The organism is Halobaculum rubrum, from assembly GCF_019880225.1.
GTDB lineage: Archaea > Halobacteriota > Halobacteria > Halobacteriales > Haloferacaceae > Halobaculum > Halobaculum rubrum.
The window spans coordinates 2675259-2701194 of the sequence record NZ_CP082284.1 but is presented as its reverse complement, the minus strand read 5'-3'; the positions used below and the strand labels follow the sequence as shown (position 1 = coordinate 2701194).

The following is a 25936-nucleotide window of genomic DNA, read 5'->3' as shown; positions in this document are numbered from 1 at the left end:
GTCGATGGCGTCGCTCGCTCCCGCGGGACCGGCGCTCCCGCTGCAGTTCGCGGACGCGTTGATCGAGTTCCTCTCGCCGTCGACGCTCGCGGACGTGATCGTCCGCGGGATCGCCAAGGCGAGCCTGTACGTCATGATCGCCGCCGGGCTGACGCTCGTGTTCGGCCTGATGGGCGTGCTCAACTTCGCCCACGGCTCGCTGACCATGCTGGGCGCGTATCTCGGCGGGCTGGTGCTTGTAGCCGCGGTCGCGCAGTCGACCGGCGGCGTCGGGCGGCTGCTCGCGTTCGGCGTCGCCGTCGTCGTCGCCTTCGGCGCGCTTGCCGCGCTGGGTGGTGGGATAGAGGTCGGCCTCGTCAGGCCGATCTACGACCGACCGCCGCTGTATCAGATCCTGCTCACCTTCGGCGTGACGTTGGTGCTCGACGAACTGGCGCGCATCGTCGTGCTGTTCTACGGGTTGCAGCCGACGACCGTGTGGCAGGACGTGCTCGGAACGAAGCCGACGTTCCTCGCCGACTCGATCGGCGTCACCGGCGTCTCGGCGAGCGGGTTGGAGCTGTTCCAGATCCTGTTCGGCGTCGCGACCGTGGTCGGCGTCCACCTGTTTCTCACCCGGACGCGCTACGGGCTGTTCGTGCGTGCCGGCAGCGAGGACAGCGAGATGCTGTCGGCGCTGGGTGTCGACGTGAACCGCGTGTTCACCGTCGTGTTCGCGCTCGGTACCGGTATCGCCGGCGCCGCCGGCGTGCTGCTGGCGTGGGACCCCGCGTGGGGCGCGTCGGTGCCGCTGGCGGCCGAGACGCTGCTGCCGGCGTTCGTCGTCGTGATCGTCGGCGGGCTCGGGACGTTCCGCGGCACCGTCGTGGCGGCGCTGATCGTCGGCCTCGTCGACTCGTCGATGACGTGGTGGTTCCAGAACTTCGTCGACTTCACCGGCCTGCCGGAGATGGTCGTGTTCCTCGTGCTCGTGATCACGCTGATCGTGAAGCCACAGGGGCTGTACGGCGTCTCGGAGGTGGGGGGTCATTAGCCCTCCCGACGACGGCTCGGTCGACGGAGCCGCGGCCGAGACGAACGCCGGCGACAGTGAAGGCGGAGAAAGCGTCGGCGGCGACGCCGCGACCGCGTTCGAGCGGTACGGCGGCGACACCGGGACCGTCTGGTACCGGCAGTACGCCGAGGACCACCTCGTTCACTTGGTCGTGGTGCTCGCGTTCGCGCTGTACCCCGGCGTGTACGCGCTGCTCGTGAACTCCGGCCTGTCGACGGAGGCCGTGGCGCTGTTGCCGCGGATCGAGACGCTCGTCGTCGTACTGTTCTTCGGACTGTTCGCGATGTCGTTCGACTTCATCAGCGGCTACACGGGCTACCTCTCCTTTGGCCACGCGGCGTTCTACGGGACCGGCGCGTACGTCGTCGCGCTCGCGGCAAACGGGAAACTGCCCCTCCTCGGCCCGGAGACGCCGTTCATGCTGCTGCTCGTGTTCGCGGGGGTCGCCGCCGCGGTGCTGGCGCTGGCCATCGGAAGCGTGTCGTTCCGGCTGTCGGGCGTCTACTTCGCGATGATCACGCTCGGCTTCTCGCAGGTGCTGTACGTGTTCGTCCGCAACTGGGACTTCGTCTCCTCGGCGCCCCGCGACGGCGTTGCGGTGACGGGGACGCTGGAGGGGTTCCGGATCGGTGTCCCGGGCGTCGACGGGTGGAACGTCGCCATCGGGCAACTGACCGGCGACTCGATCGAGGGGCTGTTCGGCTTCATCAACCTCTCGCCGACCGAGGTGTCCTTCTACGCGGTCGGCGCGGTCGTGCTCGTCTGTTATCTCGCGATGCAGCGGCTCGTCCACTCGCCGTTCGGACGGACGCTGATCGCGATCCGCGAGAACGAGGAGCGGGCCCGAGCGATCGGCTACAACACCTACGCGTACAAGCTCGGGGCGTTCGTCGCCTCCGGCTTCTTCGCCGGGATAGCTGGCGCGCTGTTCGTCGGCTTCCGACGCTCCGTGACGCCCGAGAACGGCTTCTACTTCCTCGTCGCCGGCGACGCGCTCCTGGTGTCGATCATCGGCGGCTTCGGCACGCTCGCCGGGCCGCTGTACGGCGAGCTGTTCAACGCGGGCGTCCGGGAGTTCCTCTCGAAGGAGGGCGGCGGCGGCGGACTGCTGCCGTACCTCCGCGCGAACGTCGGCGACGCGACGCTCACGACCGAACTGTACAACGGGCTCACGGTCGCGGAGGCAATCGAGACGTTCCTGAACGGGCACGCCGCGCTGTACGTCGGCCTGCTGTTCGTGCTGTTCGTGCTGTACGTTCCGAACGGGCTCCTCGGTACCGTCCGCGACCGGATGGGCGGAACGCTGGCGACGGCCGTCCCGCGGCGGGTTCGGAGGTGGCTCGGTGAGTAGGACCGTCGCCCTCACCGGTCTCGGAACGTACGTCCCCGACGAGGTGCTCACCGGCGAGGAGATCGCCGAGATCAGTGAGATCCCCGAGGAGGTCGTCGTCGAGAAGATGGGCATGCGCGAGAAGCGCGTCTGCCCGCCCGACGACGACCACGTCTCGGACATGTGCGTCGCGGCCGGACGCGAGGCGCTGGCTGATGCCGGCGTCGACGCCGCCGACCTCGACCTCCTCCTGTACCACGGCAGCGAGTACAAGGACCACGTCGTCTGGTCGGCCGCCGCCGACGTGGCCGAGCGCATCGGCGCCGACGACGCCTACGCCCACGAGTCGTACGCCCTGTGTGCGGGCGCGCCGATCGCGATCCGCCACACGGCCGCCCAACTCCGCGTCGGCGACGTCGACCGCGCGCTGTTGGTCACCGCGAGCCGCGAGGAGGACCTCGTCGACTACGGCAACGAGGACGCGAGCTTCATGTTCAACTTCGGCTCGGGCGCGGCCGCGACGGTGCTGGAGGCCGACCCGGCAGACGATCGAACCCGCGCGGTCGTCCGCGAGTCGGCGGCGACGACCGACGGCAGTTTCTCGCGGGACGTAGTGATGCCCGCGGGCGGATCGGCGATCCCGCCGAGCCGCGAGACGATCGAGGCGGGCGAGCACACGCTGACGGTCCCGGACCCGGAGGACATGAAGGAACGACTCGCGGACGTGTCCGCGCCGGCGTTCCTCTCGGTCGCCGACGAGGCGCTCGCCGACTCGGGATACGAGCGCGACGACGTGGACTTCCTCGCGCTCACCCACATGAAGCGGTCGTTCCACGAGTACCTGTGCGGCGAACTCGGGGTCGACGACGCCGAGCAGTACTACCTCGACGACTACGGTCACGTCCAGAGCGCGGATCAGGCGCTCGCGCTCGCGGAGGGGCTCGACCGCGGCCGCGTCGCCGACGGCGACGTGGTCCTCTGTCTCGCGGCCGGCACCGGCTACACCTGGGCGGCGACCGTGCTGGAGTGGACCGGTCGCTGATTCGTCGGCCCCGTCGAACCTTCCGGAGTGACGATCGGGGGGCAACGCGTTCTACTGTCTGCCGTGGACGCCGACCGGAGTACGGTGCAGAAGAGATCTTGTTCCACGTACGGACGTGGGAACGATGCCCTCCAGACGCGCGGTACTCGCCGGAGTTGCCGGCGGAACCGTCGGCGCCCTCACAGGGTGCGTGAGCACCGCCGGATCCTCGGTGAAGCCGGGGACGGACTCGAACACGGACTGGCCGATGTTCGGCGCGGATCGCATGCGGTCGGGATACGTTCCCTCGGCCGCCGTCCCACGGTCAGCGCCCGGTGAGCGCTTTACTGCCTCGCTCAAGGGAACGCCCATCGGCCAACCCATCGTTGCCGGCGGAACCGTCCTCCAGTCGACGTGGTACGGTATCGAGGCGTTCGATGCGGCCAGCGGCGAGTCGCTGTGGCGGTTCCGGGACGAGGAGCCGGAAGACACGGCCGTCCAGTACCAGCCGCCGGCCGTTCACGACGGGGTTGCATACGTGGGAACGGAATCGGGTCTCGTCGCGCTCGATGCGGGATCGGGCGAGGTTCGATGGCGCGTGGAAACGGACAGTCGGGTCTCGGCACCGCCGGTAGCGGGGTACGACTGGAACCAACTCTACGTCGGGACCATCGAAGGAACACTCCTCGACGTGGCACTCGAGGGAGGGGGTTCCGATCCGCCGGGGACGGTCCAGTGGACGAAATCCGTGTACGGGGAGATCTCCCGGCTCGTCGCTCCGAACGTTGCCGGTGTAACCGCAGGGACGAGTGGTGGGGAGGTGTTTATGGTGTACGACGGCCGGGGACTCTGGCGCACGAAAGTCCCCGGCGGCGTCACCGCGATGACGGCCGAACGGGGCAACTCGCTGTACGTCGCGACCTTCGGCGGGGGAGTCCTGAAACTACGAACCGCCGCTCACGCCGGCCGTGTGAGCTGGCACGCGGAGGAGGGACCGGTCGCACAGGGGCTACTCGTTCGTGCCGCGGGTGGGGTCCATGGTGCCGACGGCGGTGGCCTCACGACGCTGAGTACCGATGACGGACGCGAACGCTGGACGTTCGGCGACGCCGCGAGCAGCGTTCCCGCGGCCGCCGGTGACACGCTGTACATCGGCGGGGAGGACAGTATCCTCGCGTACAAACTCGATGGCGGGACCGGCGTCGGCGGAGCGCGGATCGACCCGCGGCGGTGGCAGTACACGCACGATGGCGGATCCGTCTCGGGCGTGAGTGTCGCGGACGGTGCCGTCTTCGCGGCCGTCGGTGACGACGATCAGCGGATCCTCGCGCTGGAGTGATCCGGCGCGGTTCGTACGTTCCCCCCGTATTTGACAGGCCGACTCCTCGATCTTCGATTCCTCTGCAGATATCATCGGAGCAGCTCGCGATGTATCGGACGCGGAGAAAGCCGCCTGTCGGACGATGAACCGGCGAACGGTTCCAGTCGAGCCAACACTTATTCGTCGGTCCGTGAATCGGTAGCGTATGACGACGTTTCCCGAGGACGACGCGCTCGCCGGCGAGTTCACCGTTCCCGACGACGTGCAGCCGGTCGTCGACCGAGTGATCGAGTTCATCGAGGAGGAGGTCCTCCCGTACGAGGAGGAACACGCCGAGCACGTCGGCGGGCCGCTGGACTACCTCGACGAGGACGGCCTCATGAAGCCCGAGACGCGGGCGATGCAAGAGGAGATCCGGAAGCGAAGCGCCGACGAGGGGCTGTACGCGCTCCATCTACCGGAGGAGGTCGGCGGTGGCGGCCTCTCGAACCGCGAGCACTTCTACGTGCAGGAGGCGGTGTTCCGCTACGGAACGGGTCACGGGTCGAGCGTCGCCCGCGCGATGATGGCGTGGACCGAGGGCCCCTCGCCCGCCCTGGTGCACCTCGACGAGGACCAGCGCGAGGAGTGGCTCCGACCGCTCGTCGAGGGGCGAAAGACGGCCTGCATCGGCATCACCGAGCCGGGCGCCGGCTCGGACGTGACGGCCATCTCGACGACCGCCGAGCGCGACGGCGACGGCTGGGTCCTCGACGGCGACAAGCGCTACATCACGAACGGCCCGTTCGCGGACACGGCACAGATCCTCGCGAAGGTCGACGGCGCCGAGGGGCCGGCCCACGAGACGATGGGGATGTTCCTCGTCGACACCGACAACCCGGGGTTCGAAGTCGGCGAGCCGAACCTGAACATCATGATGGACGGCATAACCTCCGACGTGCACCTCCGCGACTGCCGGATCGACGGCGACCAGTTGGTCGGCGAGGTCGGCGACGGCCTCCCGCTGGCGCTGTCGTGGGTGAACTGGCGGCGGGCCGGCCGGGCCGGAATGTGTGCCGGGATGGGGCGGTACCTCCTCGATCGGATGCTCACCTACGCGAAGGACCGGGAGTCGTTCGGCGAACCCATCGGCAGCAACCAGGCGGTACAGTGGCCGATCGTCGAGACCGCGACCGAGATCCACGCCGTCCGCGAGATGGGAACCTCCCTGCTTGGCGCGTACGACGCGGAGGCGAACCTCCACGACCTCAGCCAGCCGGCGACCGCGCGCCGGAAGCTCTCGATGCTGAAGTACTACCCCGAGGACCGGCTGTTCGACTGGGCCGACCGCGCGATACAGGTGCTGGGCGGCTACGGGCTGATGCGCGCCGGCGGCGTCGAGCGCGTGTTCCGGGTCGCCCGGAACCTCCGCATCCCCGCGGGGACGACCGAGGTGCAGAAACGCACCATCGCGAAGACGCTCGGACTGGACTGATGCGCGGGACGGACCGCTCGATCCTCCTGTTGCTGCTCGACGGCGCGGCCGACCGACCGGCGCCGGAGTTGGACGGTCGGACGCCGCTGGAGGCGGCCGAGACCCCGAACCTGGATCGACTCGCGACCGCGGGGATCAACGGCACGATGCACGTCGCCGACCCGGGCGTCCCGCTGTCGAGCGATCTCGCGCACACCCGCCTGTTCGGCTACGACCCCGATGAGGTTCCGGGGCGGGGCGTGCTCGAGGCGCGGGGGTTCGGCCACGAGCCGCCGGCGGGAAGCGTGGTCTGCTCGGCGTCGTTCGCGTCGCTCGATCCCGAGACCGGGACCCGCGTCGCGAACCGGCACCTCGCGAGCGACGCCGTCGAGTTCCCCGCGCTCGCCGAGCGCCCCGGCGTCGCCGAGGTCGACGTCCCGGTCGTCGACGGCTGTTCCGTCGAGTTCGAATACACGTGGAAGAACCGGGGGAGGGTGACGATTACTGCGGACACGGTGGTGTCGGCGGCGGTCACGGACGTGGATCCGTTCGAGTCCGGGCTGCCGGTCGTCGCGAGCGAGCCGACCCACGACGCGACCGATCGGGCGGCAGCCCGTCGAACTGCGGACGCGCTCCGGAGGTACACGCGGTCGACCCGGTCGGCGCTGGCGGACGATCCGGGGCCGGCCGACGTGGTGCTCTCGAAGTGGGCCGCGACCCCGACGCGGGTCCAGTCGTTCGGCAACCGACACGGGCTGGACGCGGCGAGTGTGACGCCCAAGCCAGTGTTGACCGGACTCGCGCGTACCCTCGGGATGACGCACGTCGAGCCGCCGGACGGGTACGACGCCCGGGCGGATCGGGCGCTCGAGACGCTCGCGGATCACGAGTTCGTGCACGTCCACTACCCGGAGCCCGACGAGGTGTCACACGCGGCCGGTCCCGCGGAGAAGCGCGACGAGCTGGCGGCGATCGACGCGTCGCTCGCGCCGGTGGTCGAGCGCGCGTTGGAGGACCCCGAGCTAGTTACACTAGTTACCGCGGACCACACGACCCCGAGCACGGAGGACGTGGTGCACTCGGGCGAGCCGGTGCCGGTCACGATGGTCGCCGAGCCCGTCCGCACCGACGACGTCGACGCGGTCGGCGAACGGCCGGCCGCACGCGGCGGGTTCGGCGACGTTCGGGGCCGGGAGCTGCTGAAGACTGCTCGCGCGGTGGCCGACCGGGTCATGCTCGACGGACTGCGTCGGACCCCCGCGGTCCGCGACTACCCGACGAGCGAGGTGAGGCCCCTGTGGCCGCGCGAGGAGTGAGTCACGAGCGCGTCGTCGCCGACGGCGGCTGCGACAGCGATCGGTCGACAGGGGGGCCCGCCGTCGCACCCGGCGCCGGAGCCGACGCGCGGCGGTGCGGCTGCGCCGGGAAGACGCCGCTCGACAGGGTGGTGTTCCCCGCTCGCGATCGCGTCCGCGACGCACTCGACGGGACGAGCGTCCGACTGGGTCCCGCCACCGACGCGGCGATCCTCGAGGATGCGACCGGCTCCGACGCGGTCGAGCGGACGGTCGACGTTGTCGCGCTCGGCGAGGACCGGCCGGCGGTCCCGTTCGACGGCGACGGAGACAGCGGGCCAGTGGTGACGCTCGCGTGCGCGTTCGTCGGCGACGACTTCGCGGACCCCGAGCGGTTCGGCGACGCCCTCGCGACAGCGTACGCCGGCCTCGACGGGCCGGCGGTGACCATCGGAAAGGGCCACGCAGTGCAGATCCCCGGACTGCGGGGCGGGCTCCTCTGGCTGGAACACCTCCGACCGACCGACGCCGGCGACTCGACCGAACGGACGGCGGGTCAGTCGACCGACGGCGTCCTCGCAGCCAACGTCGACGCCGTCCACGCGTTTCCAGGCCTCGAACCGCCCGAACAGGCACGGGTCGCCGCGCTGAACGCCTGCAACGACGTGACCGCGGCGGGCGCGACTGCAGACCGCGTCGTTCGGCCCGTCATCGCTACGCCCGCGGGTGTCGACCCACCGGCGCCACAGGTGACCGACTGGTATCGCGCGGGGCTTCCCGCCGATGCGACGGTGTTGCGGGCATCGGTGCTGACGCACGGCGGGGACGGATGGCTCCTCGGCGCGAGCGTCACCGCCGCCGGATGCGTCGAACCCCAGGAACCGCCGCTCCCGGACGACTGTGCGGTGCTCGTGACGCGGCCGCTCGGCGGACTGGCGGCGTTCGCTCTCGGCACGCTCGACGGTGACCGTGGACTCCGCGAGTTGGGGCGCGACCGACTCGTTCGCGACACTCGCCCCGTTGCCGAGGCGCTGGCGGCGTGTCGTCCGAAGCCGGGCGAGTCGTTCGACCCGGCCCGTCACGTCGCCCGCGTTACAGACGTGTCGGGGGAGGGGATCGCGGGGATCGGCCGGCTCGCCGCTCGCGAGGGTCGATCGCTCCGACTCGAACGACTCCCGGTGTACGACGCCGTCGCGGAGGCGGCCGCCGACGGGTGGACGATCCCCGACGCGACCGTCGAGACGAACGGACCGTTCGCGGCTGTCGCGACCCCGAGCGCGCTCGGGCGGGTGGCCGATCTGCTCCGCGACGTTTCGGGCGCCGATCCGGTTCGAGTCGGGCGACTGGACCGTGGCGACGCACCGATCGTCGACGCGACCGACGGCGAGTCCGCACGGCTCGTGGAGGCCGCGGCGCGGTGGCCGCCGGCCGGTGGTTCGAGGTGACCGACCGTGACACCGTAGTCGGCCACGTTCACGGCCGGTTTCAGCCGTTTCACGACGGTCACCTCGCGTACTGCGAGTGGGCCGCCGGCGAGTGCGACGAGCTGATCGTCGGGATCACGAACGCCGACCCCGGGCACGTCGCCGCCGAGACCGCCGACCCCGATCGCGACGACCCGCGGAACAACCCCTTCCGCTATCACGAGCGCCACCGAATGATCACGGCGGCGCTGTCGGCCGCGGATCCGGGTGTTCCCGTCCGTGTGCTCCCGTTCCCGATCAACCGTCCGGAGCTGTGGGAACACTACGCGCCGGCGGACGCGCTGCACCTCCTGCGGGTACTCGAGCCCTGGCACGAGGTGAAGGCCGACCGGCTCCGCGAACACGGTCGGGCGGTGACCACGATCGAGGCCGAGCGGACGGTGAGCGGGACCGGGATCCGCGAGGCGATGGCCGCGGAGGCCGGGGCGGTGGATCGCGAGCCGCCGGGACCCGGGGGCGAGGCCGGTCGGTCCGCCGACCGCGAAGGGGCCGAGTGGCGGTCGTCGGTGCCGTCCGCCGTCGTCGCCGTGCTGGACGAAATCGATGGCGTCGACCGCGTCGGAACGCTGTACGAGGAGTGATCGGTTCGTGCCGACCGGTCACCCCCGAACAAGTCGTCCGGCTCCTCGGTCGCGCCCGCGAGCGTCCCCGTCGCGGGCGCAGGCACGTCCACGTCGACCCTCTCGACTTGGAACTCGGCGATCCGATCGCCCTCCGACGCCTGGCTCCCCTCGGCGACGAACCAGTCGAGCAGTAACCCGACGTCGTCGTCGGTGTCGCCGAGCCACAGTGTCCCGCTGTCGACGGGTATGCGGTCGACCTCGGGTTCCGTGTCGGCGGCCGGGTCCGAGTTGTCGCCGACGAAAGGGCCATAACCCGCACGACCGTACGGCTGTTCGTGGATTCTCCGTACGACGTACTGGGGCTCGACGCCGACGCCGACGATACGGAGATCGAACGGGCCTACCGGCGGAGCGTGAAGGAGGCCCACCCGGACCGAGGCGGATCCGCCGAGGAGTTTCAGCGCGTTCGGGAAGCGTACGAGGCGGTGATCTCGGGGGCCGCTATCGCGCCGGATGACGTGGGAGCCGATGGGGCAGCCGACCCACAGGGAGAATCACCGCCGGCAAGCCCGGGTGCCGACGCACAGTCGGACCCGACCGGGCAGACCGACGGGGAGCGTGGCGGGGAAACGGGTGACCGACCGCTGACGACCACCCGCGTCGAGTATCTGAACTACGATGTCGTCGCCGACCACGGGTGGGACATCGACGATCCCGATCTCTTCGAGGCGGCGTCGAGTGCCGACCTCGATCCGGACGACTACGGACTGTTCCTCGCGGAACCGGGGGAGACGCTGCTGGAAGCGGCCGAACAACGCGGGTTCGCGTGGCCGTTCGCCTGCCGCGGCGGCGCCTGTGCGAACTGCGCCGTCGCGGTCGTCGAGGGGGAACTCGACAGCACCGTCGACAACGTGCTCACCGATGACCTGGTGGAGCGGGGCTTTCGCCTCTCGTGTATCGGTCGTCCGATCTCCGAGACGCTCCGGGTGATCTTCAACGTCAAGCACCTCCCGGGGCTCGACGACCTTCGTCTCCCGGCCGACCGGTTCGAACGGGCGCGGGCCGACGACTGACGGAGCGGCGCGGACGGCCGCGTCAGAGCGTCAACTCGAGCACCGGCGCGTCGACGCCGTGCATCGTCGGCTCCGTCCCGAAGCTGACGACCAGCGTTTCGACCGGTCGCGAGTACTCGCTGGCGTGGTGGCCGCCCTCGCTGACGCGGGTCGTCTCCTCGGGTGGGAACACCGGCGGCTCGTCCGGTGGGCCCTCGGGAGGGACTGCCGGTGGTGCCACCGGCGGGAGCCCGGGCGGTGCGTCGGGTGAGACCACCGGCGATACCTCCGATGACGACGCGGAGGATGTGCCCCCGACGGACCCCGAGCCGGAGTACACGAACGTGACGGTGACCGTCAGCGACACGGACCTCGTGACCGGCGACACCCTCGTCACGACGGCGTCGGTCCGAAACGTCGGAAACGGCTCCGGGACGAAGACGATCGAGTTCGAGATCGACGGCGAACGGGTGGATTCCCGCCAGTTCACCCTCGAACCGAATCAGAGCCGAACGGTCAGATTCACCTGGACGTTCGACGACTCCGGCGTGCACTCGGTCGAGGTCGACCGCACCGAGCGGTTCCTGGTGAACGTGACGCCGCCGCGGCCGAACGTCTCGGTCACCGGGTTGGATGCGAGCGCAACCGTGGTCGACGCCCGCGAGGTGATCACGTTCACCGCGGTGGTGCATAATGACAGGCGTGCGGCAGGGTCGACGACGGTCGGGGTGCCGCTGTTCAACGAGACCGTCGTGAGGGAGAACGTGACAGTCCAGCCGGGGACGAGCGCGCCGTCGATCGGCCGTGGAGGATCGGTCACCTGGACGTTCACCTCGACGCTTCGAAGCCCGCGCTGGTCCAGCAGTTCCCATATCGCGTGCTCGTGCACGTCGCCGCGGTCGACGAGGTCCCAGTCGTAGCCGTCGAAGCTGATGAGGTCGAATACCCCGTGATTGCCGGGGTTAACACCGGTGTACAGCGACGGCCACGCGCTGGGTGACCACGGGGGAAGCTGTGACTCCAGATCGCCGACTGCAAAGCGGTCGAACAGTGAGCCGAGCGTCGGCAGTACTCCATCCGCACGCAACGGGTCGAGCACGGACCACGAGGCCCTGTCGATCCCGATCAAGAAGGTCCGAACTCAGTCTGGTCTCGGCCACTCACGGGAGTGCCGCACGGAGTTGCCCGACTGCACCGCCGGCGGCAGCGCGGAGGGCGTGCCCCTCGACGAGCGCGAAGCCGCCGAGCACGAGAAGGAAGCCGACCACGGCGCCGTCCGTCGGTACGTAGCCGAACAGCGCAAACGAGAGGCCGGCGGCCGCGATCGGTTCGAGGTAGCCGACGAGCATCGTCCGGGTCGCCCCGACCGAGTCGAGCAGTCGGAAGTACAGGACGAACGCGATCACGCCGGGGCCGACGACCAGAAACCCGAGCGTCGCCAGCCCGATCGGCGAGACGGCGACCGTCTGTGACTCGCCGAGCGCGAGGCTCCCGCCGTGGAGCAGGACCGCGCCCGTCACCATCCCCCATCCCTGCAGGCCGGCCGCGGAGATCGTCGGCCGGACACGGCGCAGCAGGATCGTTCCGAGGGCGAACGCGACGGTCGCGCCGAACACCAGCAGTGTCCCGGTCGCCGGGATGCCGCCCGCGGACCCGGGATCGGTCACCGCGACGACACCGAGGAACCCGACGGCGACACCCACGTACTGGATCGGGGCGAGTCGACCGGCGTCGAGCAGAGCCGGCGCGAGCAGCGCCGTCACCACCGGTGACAGCGCGACGACCGCCGATGCGACGGGACCGGGAACCGTCCCCTGTCCGACGTACAACAGCGCGTGGTGGGCGAAGATGACGAACACCGCGACGCTCGCGACCGCCGCGAGGTCCCCACGTGTCCGTGGGAGCACACGACCGCGGCGGACGACGGCGACCGCCAGCACGACCGCTCCGGCGAGGTCGTACCTGATCGCCGCGAACAGCAACGGCGGCCACTCTTTCACCCCAGCCTCGATAGCGACGAACGATCCGCCCCACAGTGTCGCAAGGAGAACGAATATCATTCCAGTCATCGGCACTTGGCTCCAAGCTGATCGCAAATTCATTGTTTCTAATCCAATTAGATGAGTTTGTGTTGATAAGCGCTACTACTCGTTCCGACACTTGTCGGAGTTATCTCTCAGAAATGATCGTCGTCGTCGAACGAGAATCGACTCGGCCCCGGCCGTGGGGAGCGGATGGAACTATCAGGCTTGCCGGCGGGGGAGACGGTATGGACGAGCGCGACGTTCGCATCCTGAAGGCGATCGCCGACCTGGAGACCGGCAGCCCGGAGCGGATCAGCGAGCGGACCGGGGTCCCCGTCTCGACGGTGCACTACCGGCTGAACAACCTCCGGGATGCCGGCGTGATCACGAACGACCTGTACGATATCGACCTCGACGCGCTCGGACTGGGCGTGACGGTGCTCGTCGAGGTGCTCGCCGACTACGCCGGCGAACACGCGGACGTCGCGTCGACGATCACCGAGATCGAGGGCGTGACGACGCTGTTGTCGACGATGGGCGAGACTGACTTCGTCGCGATCGCACACCTGCCCGACGACGAGGCGGTCGGCCGACTGCTTCGGGAGTTCGAGCGGATCCCGGCCGTCGAGCGGACGAACTCCACGTACGTGATCGAAACGCTGTACGACGACGCGCGCGCGCTGTCGTCGTATTCGGAGGGATCGCTCGTCGACGCACTCGTCGACGAGTGAGACTCGAACGTCCGCCGAGTGGGTTCCGACTGGCGCCCCGTCGGGAGAGCGCAACCCTCTTGTTTAGGTTGGCCTAATCAGCGGCCGAATGGAGCTATCCCGTCGCGACGCGTTGGTCGCGCTGTCGACAGCGGGCGTCGGCTCCCTCGCCGGCTGTGGTGCGCCGGTCGCGGGCGGCGACGCTACCGACAGCGGGGCTACCGACGACCCCGAGCGTGAGACTCGAGGTAACGGTGCGGTGGGAGATCACGAGCGTGCGACGCTGGTCGCGGTCGCACGCGCGGTGTATCCGTCGGCCGTCGGCGGCGTCGACGAATTCGTCCGCACCTACACCGGCGGCCGGATCGACGGCGATACCGCATACGCCCGCGAGGTCTCCGAGGCGGTGGCGACGCTCGACGACTACGCTGTGGGGTTATACGGGACGCAGTACGTCGACCTGTCGAGCGAGGACCGCGCGGAGGCGCTAGACGTGATGAGCGTCGACGACGTCGACCCCGATCCCGACGGAACCGAGCCGCAGCGAGTTCGCCACTACCTCGTGAACGAACTGCTGTTCGCGCTGTACGCTTCGCCGACCGGCGCGTCGCTGGCGGGGCTGGAGAACCCGCCGGGCCATCCCGGCGGAACCCGATCCTACCGGGAGGGACCCGAGCGATGAGTGCCGACGAAGCCGACAGCGACGACGAGGGTGTCGATCGGACGCCGTCGCCGCGGGCGGACGTCTGCGTCGTCGGCGCGGGGCCGGCGGGCGCGCTCGTCGCCGCCGAACTGTCCGCGGCGGGCCACGAGGTCGTCGTGTTGGACGCGGGGCCGCGGTTCGACCCCGACGACCGGATCGATCGCATGGAGCGACACCTTCGGCCGGGCACCGACGCGCCGGTGTGGGACACCGACCCCGAGCGCGACGCCTACAGCAGCACCGGCGACCGGGAGTATCCCCTCAACGCCGCCCGCGTGAAAGGGATCGGCGGGACCACGCTCCACTGGCAGGGGATGGTGATGCGAATGCACGAGCAGGACTTCGAGCTCCGCTCGTCGGTCGGACTGGGCGACGACTGGCCCATCGACTACGACGACCTCAGGCCGTACTACGCCGCCGCCGAGGACGAACTGTCAGTCTCGGGCGCCTCGGACGATCCGTTCGCGCCGCCCAGGGAGGAACCACACCCGTTGCCGGCGTTCCCGCCGTCGTACTCGGACTCGCTGTTCGCGGAGGCGTGCGAGGCCGTCGGCCTCGCCACCCACTCGGTGCCGAACGCGCGCAACTCCGAGCCGACCGGCGAGGCGAGTGCGTGCGTCGGCTACGGCACCTGTAAGCCGGTCTGCCCCTCCGGCGCGAAGTACGACGCGACCCGCCACATCGACATCGCGGAGGCGAACGGGGCGCGCGTCCTCGACCGGGTCCCCGTCCAGCGACTCGACCACGACGGCGACCACGTCACCGCAGCGGTGTACGCGACGCCCGACGGCGAGGAACACCGACAGGAGGCCCGCGAGTTCGTCGTCGCCGCCGGCGGCGTGGAGACGCCGCGACTGCTCTTGCTCTCCGAGAGCGAGGCGTACCCGAACGGCCTCGCGAACTCCTCGGGGCTGGTCGGCCGGTACTTCATGGACCACCTGTTCGCGGGGATGGGCGGCACCCTCGAGGAGCCCACGCGCCAGAAGCACGTCGGCTTCAACACCACCGAGAGCCACCAGTTCTACGACCGGCCGGACGACTCCCGCACCGCGATCAAGCTGGAGTTCCTCAACTACGCGGGGCCGGCCCCGGCGGACATCGCCCTCACCGCGGACAGCTTCGGCGACGAGTTGCTCGCGGAGATCCGCGAGGGGTACGGAACCCACGTCGCGATGGGCGCGCTCGTCGAGCAGCTTCCCCGGCGGGAGAACCGGATCCGGCTGGACCGCTCGCGGACGGACGATCACGGGAACCCGGTTCCGGACGTGGTGTGGGGAGTCGACGGGACGACCAGGCGGACCATCGAGCGCGCCAACGAGATCCAGCGTGCGGTGCTGGTGCAGTTGGGCGTCGACATCGGGTGGACGGTCGGTCCCGAGAACACAGGACCCGCCTACCATCACATGGGGACGACACGGATGGGCACCGACCCCGCCGAGAGCGTCGTGAATCCGCAGTTGCGGACGCACGACCTCGCGAACCTCACGCTCGCCGGGAGTTCGGTGTTCGTGACGGGCGGCGCGATGAACCCGACGCTCACCATCGCGGCGCTGTCGCTGAAGGCGGCCGACCACGTCGCCGAGCGGTTGTAACCGCGTGCGGCGTCGAGGGGCCGTCCCGTACAGTGATGCTCCGGACCTGAACGCAGAGGGTTAGTTTAAGTCGGTTGACCGATCGGTGGTATACAAGATGAAAGGATCGGGGACGTTCGACGGGGGTGCGCAGGGCCGTGAGTGAGGACCTGTTCGACGACGAGCGCGACTGGGACGGCTTCCCGGAGCCCCAGTCGGTGCTTACGGAACTGGCGAGCGACCCCGACGTCGACTCCGGCGTCTCCGCGGCGACGGTGATCGAAAGCGAGAGCGAACTCGTCGAACGGCGCGTGAGGCGGACGCTGACGGCGAACGACCCGGACGCCGCGAATCGGTCGTCGTTCCCGGCGCCGAAGTACGAGGGACTCGTCGCCTCTCGGCGTGGGTTCGAATCCAGGTACGACGACGCACCCACCGGATTCACGGACGCCGAGGTTCCGTACGTCGAGCACGGACGGCCGGCACGCGAGTGTGGACGATGTACCGGGAGCGGGCGGGAGACCTGCAACCGGTGCAACGGAACGGAGAAACACACGTGTCGCACCTGCGGCGGGGACAAGGAGCGAACCTGCCCGGAGTGCGACGGGGAGACGAGGAAGACGTGTCCCGAGTGCGACGGCGACGCCATCGAGGAGTGTCCCGAGTGCACGAGTGGCACCCTCGGGTGCGACGTCTGTGACGGGACCGGGACCGAGGAGTGCCAGAACTGCGACTCGACCGGGACGCTCACGTCGGAACACCAGTGCCCCCGTTGTGACGGGCGGAGCGCGATCAAGTGCCCCGACTGCGACGGCGACGACGACGAGTGTGACGGCTGCGACGGCGAGGTGGTCGTCGACTGCCCACGGTGTGACGGCGAGGGGGTCGAAGACGTCGAACGCGACTGCCCGGAGTGCAGCGGGGACGGGTCCAACGACTGTGAGGCGTGCGGCGGGACCGCCGAACGGGACTGCGACACGTGTGGCGGCGAGGGGCAGATACGCTGTTCGAGGTGCCACGGCTCGGAAGAGGTTCGCTGTACTACCTGCGACGAGACGGGAGAGATCAGGTGCACCGTCTGCGACGAGTCCGGGAACGTCGAGTGTGACGTGTGCGAGGACGGCCGCGTCACGTGTGACACGTGCGAGGGCCACGGCGAACTGGTCGAGGCGCACGAAGGGACGCTGTCGTTCAAGACGGACACCGTGGTCAACCTAAATGCGACGGCAGTCCCCACGGATCACGTCACCGGGCACGACGGGTGGGAAGCGGAGCGAGAGCGACGTGACCCCGAAACCGATGGCGGACTGTACCGCGAGGAGACGACCGTGGACGAGATACCCGTCACACGCGTCCGGTACCGACACGGCGGAAACGAGTTCGTCGTGTTCCAGATCGACGGCGACGTCCGGTACGACGACGCCCCCAAACCCACGGCGGCGCTGCGTGAACAGGTCGAGTCGGCCGTCGAGGACGGGTTCTTCGAGTACGACGACGACCGGACGCTCGCCGAGACGATCAAGGCTGGCCCTCGGCAGTTCGTGGGCAGCGTCGTGACCGTCGGCGTCGTCGCGGGCATCGCTGCAGTGATCACCGTCGTCGGAAGCTTCCTCCTCGCTGCGCTCCCACTCGGATCGTCGATCACCGACACAATCGGCATCGCGCTGCCGGTCGTCGGCGGCGTCCTGTACGCCTCAAGGAGGCGTCCATCGCGGCGGATCGCGACGGCTGCGAACGGTGCGGGGCTGCTCGCCCCGGCGGTCGGCGTGGTCCTAGCAGCGGTAGCGGTCGTCTCGGCGGTCGGATCACCCCTCCTGCGCGTGGTCGTCGTTGCGGCGGCGGTCGCGTTCTGGGCGGACCGCGTCGCCGGTCGGCTCGCGTACGAGTCCGTTCGGCTGTCACACGCGTCGTCACAGCGTCGGACGTTCATCGCCGACACGCTCGACGCGAGGCCGTCGGAGTTGGACGGCCACGCGTTCACCGACCGGCTTCCGGACCCCGATCCGTCGCCGGCGCCGACGTTCCTCGATCGGGTCGCTGCGGTCGCCCACACCGGCGGCGTCGGCGCAACCGCCGGCTACCTCGGACTGCTGGTCGTCACACTCGTCGTCGATCCGACGCTTCTCCTGCAGTATGTGCCGTACAGCGTCGCGCTGGGCGGTCCCGTACTCGTCTTCGCCGGAGTCACGCTGGGACTTGCAAGCATCGGATTCGGCGGGTCAGCGAGCACCGACGAATCGTCGGAGCCCCAGCCCGCCGCACCGTCGAAATCGACAGATCCGTTAGACGACGGCCGATCGGATCCCACCGCTGTGGACCTCACCGAGCGTCAACTGCTGCTGCTGTACTTCGTTGACACCCTCGACGAGGCACACGGACTGGCGCTGACCGATCGGTACGAGGAACAGATCGGCACGGAACTCAACCACGGCCAGTTGTACCCCGACCTCGACACGCTCCGGGACGCCGGCCTGGTCAACAAGGTCAGCGCCGGGCGCAGTGACAGATACGTCACAACGACCGAGGGTGAGGCGGTCCTACAGCGTCGCCACGCGGAACTGGAGGGACTCGTCGACGCCGCACTTCAGCCGCCGCAGTGAGGATCTACACGACCTGAGTACTCTCAGGACGGTGCGGTGGGTGCGACACGAACAGGTATTTTCGGCCGTCCAAAAAATCGACACTCTTTAGGCCAACCTAATCAGTAGTCGAGAACGAATGAGTACACCGCAGGACATCTGTGTCGTCATCCCGACGATTCGGGAGTACGAGTGCGTTCGCGAGTACGTCGCGAACGCACGGAAGCACGGCTTCGACACCGACCGGCTGTTCTTCGTCCTCGTCACCGAGGACTTCTGTGACACCGACGCGATGGAGACCATGCTCGACGAGGAGGGCGTCGAGGGCGCCGTCTTCGACGGCACCGCCCGCGAGGCGTGGTTCGCCGACCACGACGCCGGCGAGTTCTCGCACCTGATCCCCGCGGCGAGTCACGCACAGACCTCCTTCGGACTGTTGTACCTGTGGGCCCACGAGCGGTTCGAGTACGGCGTCTTCATCGACGACGACACGCTCCCCCACCCCGAGGAGGACTTCTTCGGCACCCACATGCGCAACCTCGCGTACGAGGGCGAGATCGAGTCCGTCAGCTCCGACGAGTCGTGGGTGAACGTCCTCTACCAGTCGGACACCGACCTCTACCCGCGCGGGTACCCCTACGCGGCGATGGACGAATCAGTCGAGACCGACACCGAACGCGTCGACGAGGTCGTCGCCTCGCAGGGACTGTGGACGAACGTCCCCGACCTCGACGCCGTCCGCATCCTCATGGACGGCGACCTGAACGGACAGGCACAGACGCTCACCGAGGCGAGCGACTTCGAGCGCGACTTCGTCGCCGCCGAGGGGCAGTACCTCACCGTCTGCTCGATGAACCTCGCGTTCCGCCGCGAGGTCGTCCCGGCGTTCTATCAGCTCCCGATGGACGACAACGAGTGGGATGTCGGCCGGTTCGACGACATCTGGTCGGGGCTGTTCCTCAAGCGCGCCGCGGACGAACTCGGCAAGCAGGTGTACAACGGCGGTCCGCTGTGTGAACACAACAAGGCCCCGCGCTCGACGTTCGACGACCTCGCGAACGAGGTCGCCGGCCTCGAACTGAACGAACACGTCTGGGAGGTGCTCGACGGCGTCGCCGACGACGCCGACTCCTTCGAGGCGGCGTTCGCCGAGATGGCGGACGCGCTCGCGGCGGGTGACTTCGACGAATGGAACAACGGGGCGTTCCTCACCCACTGTGGAGAGTACATGCGCGACTGGCTCGACTGCCTCGACCGCGTCGAGGGCGCGGGAACGCGTGCGGCGGCTGCGGACGCTGCGAGGGTGCCTGCCGATGACTGACGACACGACTCACGACGACATGACCGACGACACCACGAACGGACGGCGGACGTATCGGCGGCGGAAGGTGCTGGCAGGACTGGGCGCGGCCGGCGCCGCGGGCCTGGCCGGCTGTGGCGGTCTCGGCGGCGACGACGGCGAAAGTAGCGGTGGCGGAGGCGGCGTCGGTGGCGGCGGCGGCGGATCGGGCGACGACGCGATCGGCGCCGCGTTCGACGACTTCCGCGGCTCCGGCCCGCTGGCACAGGGGCGGTCCGACATCGGCGGTACGCGCATCGCCGAGCTCCCGAACCTCAGCGGCGAGTTGACCATCTACCTCGGCGGCGGCGAGGGCGGCCTGTATCGCGATCTGCTCGCGAAGTTCGAGCGGATCTACCCCGACTTCAGCGCGACGCCGCGCGAGTCGGGGACGTCCGACGCCGCGAACACGATCATCAACGAGGGCGCGGCGACCCCGGCTGACGTGTTCTGGTCGGTCGACGCCGGGTCGCTTGCGGCGGTCTCCGCCGAGGGGCTCTCCGCAGAGCTTCCCTCGGAAGTCGTCGACCCCGTTCCAGAAGAGTTCCATCCCGACGACACGTGGGTCGGCACCGCCGGGCGTGCCCGCGCGGTCCCGTACAACACCGAGGAACTGTCCGACGACGACATCCCGGACAGCGTGATGGAGTTCCCCGAGGTCGAGGGCTTCCGGGACGCGATCGGCTGGGCGCCCACCTACGGCGCCTTCCAGTCGTTCGTCACCGCGATGCGGCTGCTCGAGGGCGAGGACGCCACCCGGGAGTGGCTCCAGGGGATGATCGACGCGGGCGTCACCGAGTACAACAACGAGTTCCTCGTGTCCAACGCCGTCGCCGACGGCGCGCTCAACGGCGGGTTCGCGAACCACTACTACGCGCTGCGCGTGCAGGCGGCCCGGCCGGACGCGCCGATCGACCTCGCGTTCACCAGCGGCGACGCCGGCGGACTCATCAACGTCGCCGGCGCGTCGGTGCTGTCGGCGAGTCAGAACCAGGAGCTCGCGTTCGACTTCGTCCGGCACCTGCTGTCGGCGGAGGCACAGGAGTTCTTCGCCACTCGGACGTACGGCTACCCGATGGTCGGCGACATCCCGCCCGTCGGCGGGCTGCCGCCGGTGTCGGAGCTGGATCCCCCGAGCATCGACCTGCGCGAGCTGTCCAACATCCAGCCGACGCTCCAGTTGATGCGCGACGTCGGGGTGCTGTGATGGGGGAGGCGGTCTGAGATGGCGCCCCGAGAGGGCTTCGGTCGGATCCGCGGACTGCTCGCGAGCGACGACGACCAGCCGAGCGTGGCGATCGTCCTGCTGGCTGCTGGCGTCGCGGCCGCCGTGCTCTCGCCGCTACTGTGGCTGCTCGTCAGCGCCTCGGAGCTGTCCGTCGCCGATGCCGCCGGGCTGTTGGCGTCGGGAACGACGACGGAGGTGCTCGTCAACAGCCTCCTGCTCGTCGCGCTCGTCACGGGTGCGTCGATCGCCCTCGGGGTCCCGCTCGCGGTGTTGACCGTCCAGACGGACCTCCCGTTCCGGCGGCTGTGGACCGTGCTCGCCGCGCTCCCGCTCGTTGTCCCCAGCTACATCGGCGCGTTCGCGTACGTTTCCGCCTTCGGGCCCAGCGGCGCGCTGCCGGATCTGTTGGCCGACTACGGGCTCGAGTTCGTGAACGCGTACATACCGACGGTGTACGGGCTCGGCGGAACCGCGCTCGTGTTGACGCTGTTCACCTACCCGTACGTGTTCCTCACCACCCGCGCCTCGTTGCTGTCGTTCGACACGACCCAGTTGGAGGCGGCGCGGACGCTGAATCACAGCTACCCGCAGGCGTTCCGGCGGGTGATCCTCCCGCAGATCGCGCCGGGCGTCACCGCGGGCGCGCTGCTGGTCGCGCTGTACACCCTCTCGGACTTCGGGACGCCCGCGATCATGCGCTTCGACGTGTTCACGCGGGTCATCTACGTCGAGTTGAACAGCTTCGGCGTCGGGCGGGCGAACGCGACGCTGCTGTCGATCCAGTTGCTCGCCGTCACCGCGGTGATCCTCGCGCTCGAATCGCGCGTCAGCGGCGACACCGCCGCCGGGTACGGGACCCCCTCGTCGGTGAAGACGGTGGTGTCGCTGGGACCGTTCCGGTGGGTGGCGGCCGTGGTCCCCGCGTTCGTCAGCGTGTTCACGCTGGCGCTCCCGGTCGGCATTCTCACGATGTGGCTGGTGCGCTCGGGGCCGGGGTACAGCGGCGGCGGACTCGCCTTCCGCCCGGAGTTCGCGACGAACTCGGCGTACGTCGCCGTGGTGACCGCGGCCGCGACCGTGCTGTTCGCGCTCCCGGTCGCCTACTACGCGGGCCGGTCGGACTCGCTGCTCGCGAAGGCGGTCGACCGCGCGACGTACCTGGGGTACGCGATGCCCGGGGTCGTGCTCGGGCTGGCGCTGGTGTACTTCTCCAGCCAATGGCTCCTCGAATCCTTCGGCGCCGGGGCGGCCCAGCTCGTCTATCAGTCGCTCCCGCTGCTCGTGTTCGCGTACGTCGTGCGGTTCCTCCCGCAGGCGGTCGGGTCGACCCGGTCGTCGGTGCTCGGCGTCGACCGGGACCTCGTGGGCGCCGCCCGCCTGCTCGGGGAGAGGCCGTCCGGGGCGTTCCGTCGCGTGACGCTGCCGCTCATCTCGCCGGGGCTGCTCGCGGGGGCGGCGCTCGTGTTCCTCACGACGATGAAGGAGTTGGACACGACGCTCATTCTGCATCCGACAGGGTTTACAACGATAGTGACCTACATCTGGCGTGTTCAGGAGGCCGGGTACTACGGTCGCGCCGCCCTGCCGGCGCTCGTGTTAGTGGCCGTCTCCGGCCTCTCGATGGTGCCGCTGCTCAAAGGATCCGACGATGCGTGACGATACACCCCACCCCGACGCCAGCCGACCCGAGCGAGCCGACGCCGACGACGGCCAGGGGTCGGCCGCCGCGGGGACGGCAACCGACGGTGGAACCGCCGTCAACGCGTCGGGCGACCCGGCGGCGGAGCGGGCCGAGGCGGAGTCCGTCGACGCGGACTCGGCGGAGCCGGTCGTCGTCGATATCGATGACGCGGACGGGCCGACGGGCGATCCCGTGTTACAACTGGAGGACGTCGTCAAGCGATACGGCTCGGAGACGGCCGTCTCGGGGCTGGACCTCACCGTTCACGAGGGCGAACTCGTCACCCTGCTCGGCCCCTCCGGCTGCGGGAAGACGACGACGCTGCGGCTGATCGCGGGGCTCGAGACGCCCTCCGACGGCAGCATCTCCGTCGGCGGCGACGTGGTCGCGGGCGAGGGTGCGGTGACGCCGCCCGAGGAGCGCGATGTCGGGCTGGTGTTCCAGGAGTTCGCGCTGTTTCCGCATCTCACGGTCGCCGAGAACGTCGCCTTCGGACTCGACGACCCGGACTCCGCGGCGGCGGCCGCCCGTGTGTCCGAGCTGTTGGAGTTAGTCGGCCTCGGCGACTACGGCGACCGCTCGGTGACGGACCTGTCGGGCGGGCAGCGCCAACGCGTCGCGCTCGCGCGGTCGCTGGCCCCCGAGCCCGACGTCCTCCTGCTCGACGAGCCGTTCTCGAACCTCGACGTGAGCCTCCGCGTGCGGATGCGCGAGGAGGTGAAGCGCATCCTCGACGAGGCGGGCGTCACGGCCGTCTCGGTCACCCACGACCAGGAGGAGGCGCTGTCCATCTCCGACCGCGTGGCCGTCGTCAACGACGGCACGGTCGAGCAGGTCGGCGACCCCGGGGACGTGTTCGAGCACCCGACCTCCCGGTTCGTCGCCTCCTTCCTCGGGCAGGCGAGCTTCCTTCCCGCGAGGGTCGGCGAGCGCGAGATCGAAACGAGCGTCGGATCGTACGACAGCAAGCTGTTGAAGGGGCTGGGCGACGGCTACGTCGGGAGCCACGTCGACGTGCTGGTACGCCCGGACGACCTCCGCGCCACGCCGGTCGCCGCGGGCGACGCCGACGGCGAGGTGATCCGTCGGCAGTACACCGGCCCATCGTTCGTGTACCACGTGCAACTCGACGATGGCACCGTCCTGCGATGTCTCCACAACCACACCGAAGAGTTCGACGTGGGCGAGCCGGTCGCGGTGACGCTCGTCGCGGACCACGAACTCGCGTGGTACCCCGCCCAGTAGATGACGGACACGTCCGGCGTCAGCGACGGACTCGACGCCGGTCGCGTCGCCGCTCTCGTGCTCGCCGCGGTCGGCGCTGTCGTCGCCGTCGCGGTCGCCCTCGACGTGTTCCCGTACCGCTCGCTCAACCACGACGAGGGCGTGTACCTCCAACAAGCCGACATGCTGCTGTCCGGACAGCTGTTCCTCCGGCCCCCGGTCGAAGACGCGTTTCGTCCGTGGTTCTTCGTCGAGAGCGAACGCGGGCTGTACTCCAAGTACGCGCCGGTTCCGGCGACGGTGTTCGCGCTCGGGAAGCTGCTGGGCGGCTATACTGTCGCGCTCGCGGGGATCGCCGCCGGGCTCGTCGCCGGCACCGTCGCGCTCGGTCGGGAACTGTTCGACGCGCGCGTCGGCGCCCTCGCCGGCGTGCTCCTGATCGCGACGCCGCTGTTCGTCGTCCACGGCGGACTGTTCCTTCCGTACGCGCTGACGACGGCGCTGAACGTCGCGTTCGCGGTCTCGTATCTCCGCGGTGAGCGCCGGGCGAGCCGCCGCGACGCGGCGCTGGCGGGCGTCGCTGTCGGCCTCGCCTTCTTCGCGCGGCCGTACACGGCAGTGCTGTTCGCGCTCCCGTTCGTCGCCCACGCGGTCGTGACGCTCGTCCGATCGGGGGCGTGGCGGATCCCGCTCGCAGCCGCGGGAGTCGTCAGTGAGGAAGTCGGCGACGGGGACGACCTCGACGGGTTCGACGACCGCAGCAACGAGGACCGCAAGCGTGGCCTGTTCGTCCGCCGTGCCGTCACCGCGACGCTAGGCAGCGCGGGCGTGGTCGCCGCGCTCGGCTACAACGTGGTCGTCACCGGCGACGCGTTCGTGTTCCCGTACCTCGCGTTCGCTCCCGAGGACGGCATCGGGTTCGGCGAGCGTGCCATCCTCGGGCACGTGGTGGATTACACGCCGGAACTCGGGGTCGAAGCGAACCGGCTGGTGCTGGAGGCGCTGTTCGCCGACTGGGTCGTCGCGGGGTCGCTCGGCGCGGCCGTCGCCGCGGCCGGCGTCGTGCTCGCGCTCGCCGGTCGAGGGATCCCGGGCGACGGTAACGGCGGCGGTGACAGCGACAGTGGCGACGGTGGCGCGACCGGTGGGCGTGTCCGTCGTGGGTTGCTCGCGGCCACGTTCGCCACCGTCGCCGCCGGCAACGTCGCCTTTTGGGGCAACTACAACGTCCTCGGCGCGCTGGAGGTGCGCACGGACGGCCTGATCTACTACCTCGGTCCGTACTACCACTACGACCTGATCGTCCCGACGGCGGTGTTCGCGGCGGTCGCGTGCGTCGCCGCCGCGGACTTCCTGCGCGCGGCCGCACCGTCCCTCGCGGAGCGCACTGACGATGTCGACCCGCGTCACGCCCGCGTGGTCGCGACAGTCGTCCTCCTCGTCGCCGGCGGAGCCGCGGGCGGCGTCGCCGTCGGCGCCGTCGACGAGACGGTCGAGCGCAACGAGGGGGTGACCGAGGAGCTACGCGCCGGATACGGACCGCTCAGTGACGGCGGCGATCCCGGTGCGGCGATCCCCGAGGGCTCGGTCGTGTTCCTCCCCGCGCCGTACGGCCCGTGGCTCAACCACCCGTTCCAGGCGCTGCGCAACGATCCCGGCCACGACGGTCCCCGAGTGTACGCGCTGACGGACACGCGGGAACTGGCGGTCGCCCGCGCGTACCCCGACCGCGACCTCTACCGCTACGTGTACGCCGGTTCGTGGGTGCCGACCGACGACTCCACGGTCCGCGGCGGGATCCGGGAGGTCGAGCGCGTCGCCGGCGACCGGATCTATCTGAACGCGACGCTCGAGCGTCCCGAGTCGGCGGAGGGAACGACCGTCCGCGTCACCGGCGACCGCGGGTCGACGTACCTCGTGGCGACCGACGCCGGCGGCCCGCTGTCGTTGTCGATGGTCGTCGAGGACGGCGAACTCCGGATAGCCGGGGAGGACCTCGTCGTGAGTGGTGGCGGGGAGGGCGGCGGCGAGAGTGCGGTCCTCCCGCTCGACGACGGCGACGAGATCGACGTGGAGGTGTTCGTCTCCACCGGACCGGCGAGCGGGTACAGCTACCGGCTGTCGTTCCCGTACGAGCGGATCGACGGGACGGCCCGAGCGCTGACGGCGACCGTCGAGCGGTGCCCGGTCCCGACCCGCTGCGTCCCGGTCGGCGTCGGCGAGCGACCGGTCGACCGCGGGGCCGAGGTGACGCTGTCGGCGTCGACGTGAGTCGACCGTCCGGCGCCGACGGCGATGTCACGA

The 25936-nt window shown here is 69.8% G+C and carries 20 protein-coding genes and 2 pseudogenes; 19 read left to right on the top strand and 3 right to left on the bottom strand.

Annotated elements, in window-relative coordinates; all coding sequences use genetic code 11:
• Nucleotides 1–4: 4 nt before the first annotated feature.
• The 9 genes from K6T25_RS13760 (at nucleotide 5) to fer (ending at nucleotide 10594) form a co-directional block, all read left to right on the top strand.
• Nucleotides 5–1033, top strand: coding sequence for a branched-chain amino acid ABC transporter permease (locus K6T25_RS13760; RefSeq protein ID WP_222918060.1), 1029 nt, complete (start codon nucleotides 5–7; stop codon nucleotides 1031–1033).
• Nucleotides 1034–1235: 202 nt separating this feature from the next.
• Complete coding sequence (locus K6T25_RS13755; RefSeq protein WP_345778239.1) at nucleotides 1236–2405, top strand: branched-chain amino acid ABC transporter permease; 1170 nt, start codon at nucleotides 1236–1238, stop codon at nucleotides 2403–2405.
• Nucleotides 2398–3426, top strand: coding sequence for a 3-oxoacyl-ACP synthase (locus tag K6T25_RS13750; RefSeq protein ID WP_222915039.1), 1029 nt, complete (start codon nucleotides 2398–2400; stop codon nucleotides 3424–3426). Before K6T25_RS13755 ends, K6T25_RS13750 begins: the two co-directional genes overlap by 8 nt.
• Before the next feature lie 124 nt (nucleotides 3427–3550).
• The gene (locus K6T25_RS13745; RefSeq protein WP_222915037.1) at nucleotides 3551–4744 is read left to right on the top strand and encodes an outer membrane protein assembly factor BamB family protein; all 1194 of its coding nucleotides are present in this window, start codon (nucleotides 3551–3553) and stop codon (nucleotides 4742–4744) included.
• A 187-nt stretch (nucleotides 4745–4931) separates the two neighbouring features.
• Nucleotides 4932–6200, top strand: a complete 1269-nt coding sequence (locus K6T25_RS13740) for an acyl-CoA dehydrogenase family protein (RefSeq protein ID WP_222915035.1) — start codon at nucleotides 4932–4934, stop codon at nucleotides 6198–6200.
• Nucleotides 6200–7495 carry an alkaline phosphatase family protein gene (locus K6T25_RS13735; RefSeq protein ID WP_222915033.1) on the top strand — a complete coding sequence of 432 codons (1296 nt, stop codon included), beginning with the start codon at nucleotides 6200–6202 and terminating at the stop codon, nucleotides 7493–7495. The genes K6T25_RS13740 and K6T25_RS13735 overlap by 1 nt, the downstream gene beginning before the upstream one ends.
• The gene (locus K6T25_RS13730) at nucleotides 7477–8919 is read left to right on the top strand and encodes a hypothetical protein (RefSeq protein ID WP_222915031.1); all 1443 of its coding nucleotides are present in this window, start codon (nucleotides 7477–7479) and stop codon (nucleotides 8917–8919) included. The genes K6T25_RS13735 and K6T25_RS13730 overlap by 19 nt, the downstream gene beginning before the upstream one ends.
• Nucleotides 8916–9539, top strand: coding sequence for an adenylyltransferase/cytidyltransferase family protein (locus tag K6T25_RS13725; protein WP_222915029.1), 624 nt, complete (start codon nucleotides 8916–8918; stop codon nucleotides 9537–9539). The genes K6T25_RS13730 and K6T25_RS13725 overlap by 4 nt, the downstream gene beginning before the upstream one ends.
• Before the next feature lie 317 nt (nucleotides 9540–9856).
• Nucleotides 9857–10594 carry a ferredoxin Fer gene (gene fer / locus K6T25_RS13720; protein ID WP_222915028.1) on the top strand — a complete coding sequence of 246 codons (738 nt, stop codon included), beginning with the start codon at nucleotides 9857–9859 and terminating at the stop codon, nucleotides 10592–10594.
• A gap of 22 nt (nucleotides 10595–10616) precedes the next feature.
• Here the strand turns inward: fer and K6T25_RS13715 are convergent, their stop codons facing one another.
• On the bottom strand, nucleotides 10617–10766 hold the full coding sequence (locus tag K6T25_RS13715; RefSeq protein ID WP_222915026.1) for a hypothetical protein: 150 nt from the start codon (nucleotides 10764–10766) through the stop codon (nucleotides 10617–10619).
• A gap of 115 nt (nucleotides 10767–10881) precedes the next feature.
• Here K6T25_RS13715 and K6T25_RS15835 point away from each other — a divergent pair.
• Nucleotides 10882–11079, top strand: a pseudogene (locus K6T25_RS15835) (hypothetical protein); the annotation flags it as partial.
• Nucleotides 11080–11342: 263 nt separating this feature from the next.
• On the opposite strand, the pseudogene K6T25_RS15775 reads toward K6T25_RS15835, so the two are convergent.
• Nucleotides 11343–11702: pseudogene (locus tag K6T25_RS15775) on the bottom strand (alkaline phosphatase family protein); the annotation flags it as partial.
• Between the two features lie 31 nt (nucleotides 11703–11733).
• Nucleotides 11734–12642, bottom strand: a complete 909-nt coding sequence (locus K6T25_RS13705; RefSeq protein WP_225917756.1) for a DMT family transporter — start codon at nucleotides 12640–12642, stop codon at nucleotides 11734–11736.
• A gap of 200 nt (nucleotides 12643–12842) precedes the next feature.
• Here K6T25_RS13705 and K6T25_RS13700 point away from each other — a divergent pair, with 200 nt between their 5' ends.
• From K6T25_RS13700 to K6T25_RS13660, 9 genes are all read left to right on the top strand, one after another.
• On the top strand, nucleotides 12843–13328 hold the full coding sequence (locus K6T25_RS13700; RefSeq protein WP_222915021.1) for an Lrp/AsnC family transcriptional regulator: 486 nt from the start codon (nucleotides 12843–12845) through the stop codon (nucleotides 13326–13328).
• Between the two features lie 88 nt (nucleotides 13329–13416).
• On the top strand, nucleotides 13417–13989 hold the full coding sequence (locus tag K6T25_RS13695; RefSeq protein WP_222915020.1) for a gluconate 2-dehydrogenase subunit 3 family protein: 573 nt from the start codon (nucleotides 13417–13419) through the stop codon (nucleotides 13987–13989).
• Complete coding sequence (locus K6T25_RS13690) at nucleotides 13986–15602, top strand: GMC family oxidoreductase (protein ID WP_222915019.1); 1617 nt, start codon at nucleotides 13986–13988, stop codon at nucleotides 15600–15602. Before K6T25_RS13695 ends, K6T25_RS13690 begins: the two co-directional genes overlap by 4 nt.
• A 137-nt stretch (nucleotides 15603–15739) precedes the next feature.
• Entirely contained in the window at nucleotides 15740–18181 is a 2442-nt protein-coding gene (locus K6T25_RS13685; RefSeq protein WP_222915018.1) for a helix-turn-helix transcriptional regulator, read from the top strand.
• A gap of 118 nt (nucleotides 18182–18299) precedes the next feature.
• The gene (locus tag K6T25_RS13680) at nucleotides 18300–19481 is read left to right on the top strand and encodes an alpha-1 4-glucan-protein synthase (protein ID WP_222915017.1); all 1182 of its coding nucleotides are present in this window, start codon (nucleotides 18300–18302) and stop codon (nucleotides 19479–19481) included.
• Entirely contained in the window at nucleotides 19474–20706 is a 1233-nt protein-coding gene (locus K6T25_RS13675) for an extracellular solute-binding protein (protein WP_225917755.1), read from the top strand. Before K6T25_RS13680 ends, K6T25_RS13675 begins: the two co-directional genes overlap by 8 nt.
• Nucleotides 20707–20724: 18 nt before the next feature.
• Nucleotides 20725–22383 (top strand): ABC transporter permease, encoded by a 1659-nt coding sequence (locus K6T25_RS13670; protein ID WP_222915016.1) that lies wholly within the window; start codon nucleotides 20725–20727, stop codon nucleotides 22381–22383.
• The gene (locus K6T25_RS13665) at nucleotides 22376–23653 is read left to right on the top strand and encodes an ABC transporter ATP-binding protein (protein WP_225917754.1); all 1278 of its coding nucleotides are present in this window, start codon (nucleotides 22376–22378) and stop codon (nucleotides 23651–23653) included. The genes K6T25_RS13670 and K6T25_RS13665 overlap by 8 nt, the downstream gene beginning before the upstream one ends.
• Nucleotides 23654–25903 (top strand): ArnT family glycosyltransferase, encoded by a 2250-nt coding sequence (locus tag K6T25_RS13660; protein WP_222915014.1) that lies wholly within the window; start codon nucleotides 23654–23656, stop codon nucleotides 25901–25903.
• Nucleotides 25904–25936: the final 33 nt, after the last annotated feature.

Coding starts and splice junctions, on each gene's coding strand:
- K6T25_RS13760 (WP_222918060.1), top strand. CDS start 5: ATGGCGTCGCTCGCTCCCGCGGGACCGGCGCTCCCGCTGCAGTTCGCG.
- K6T25_RS13745 (WP_222915037.1), top strand. CDS start 3,551: ATGCCCTCCAGACGCGCGGTACTCGCCGGAGTTGCCGGCGGAACCGTC.
- K6T25_RS13740 (WP_222915035.1), top strand. CDS start 4,932: ATGACGACGTTTCCCGAGGACGACGCGCTCGCCGGCGAGTTCACCGTT.
- K6T25_RS13735 (WP_222915033.1), top strand. CDS start 6,200: ATGCGCGGGACGGACCGCTCGATCCTCCTGTTGCTGCTCGACGGCGCG.
- K6T25_RS13705 (WP_225917756.1), bottom strand. CDS start 12,642: ATGACTGGAATGATATTCGTTCTCCTTGCGACACTGTGGGGCGGATCG.
- K6T25_RS13700 (WP_222915021.1), top strand. CDS start 12,843: ATGGACGAGCGCGACGTTCGCATCCTGAAGGCGATCGCCGACCTGGAG.
- K6T25_RS13695 (WP_222915020.1), top strand. CDS start 13,417: ATGGAGCTATCCCGTCGCGACGCGTTGGTCGCGCTGTCGACAGCGGGC.
- K6T25_RS13690 (WP_222915019.1), top strand. CDS start 13,986: ATGAGTGCCGACGAAGCCGACAGCGACGACGAGGGTGTCGATCGGACG.
- K6T25_RS13680 (WP_222915017.1), top strand. CDS start 18,300: ATGAGTACACCGCAGGACATCTGTGTCGTCATCCCGACGATTCGGGAG.
- K6T25_RS13675 (WP_225917755.1), top strand. CDS start 19,474: ATGACTGACGACACGACTCACGACGACATGACCGACGACACCACGAAC.
- K6T25_RS13670 (WP_222915016.1), top strand. CDS start 20,725: ATGGCGCCCCGAGAGGGCTTCGGTCGGATCCGCGGACTGCTCGCGAGC.
- K6T25_RS13665 (WP_225917754.1), top strand. CDS start 22,376: ATGCGTGACGATACACCCCACCCCGACGCCAGCCGACCCGAGCGAGCC.
- K6T25_RS13660 (WP_222915014.1), top strand. CDS start 23,654: ATGACGGACACGTCCGGCGTCAGCGACGGACTCGACGCCGGTCGCGTC.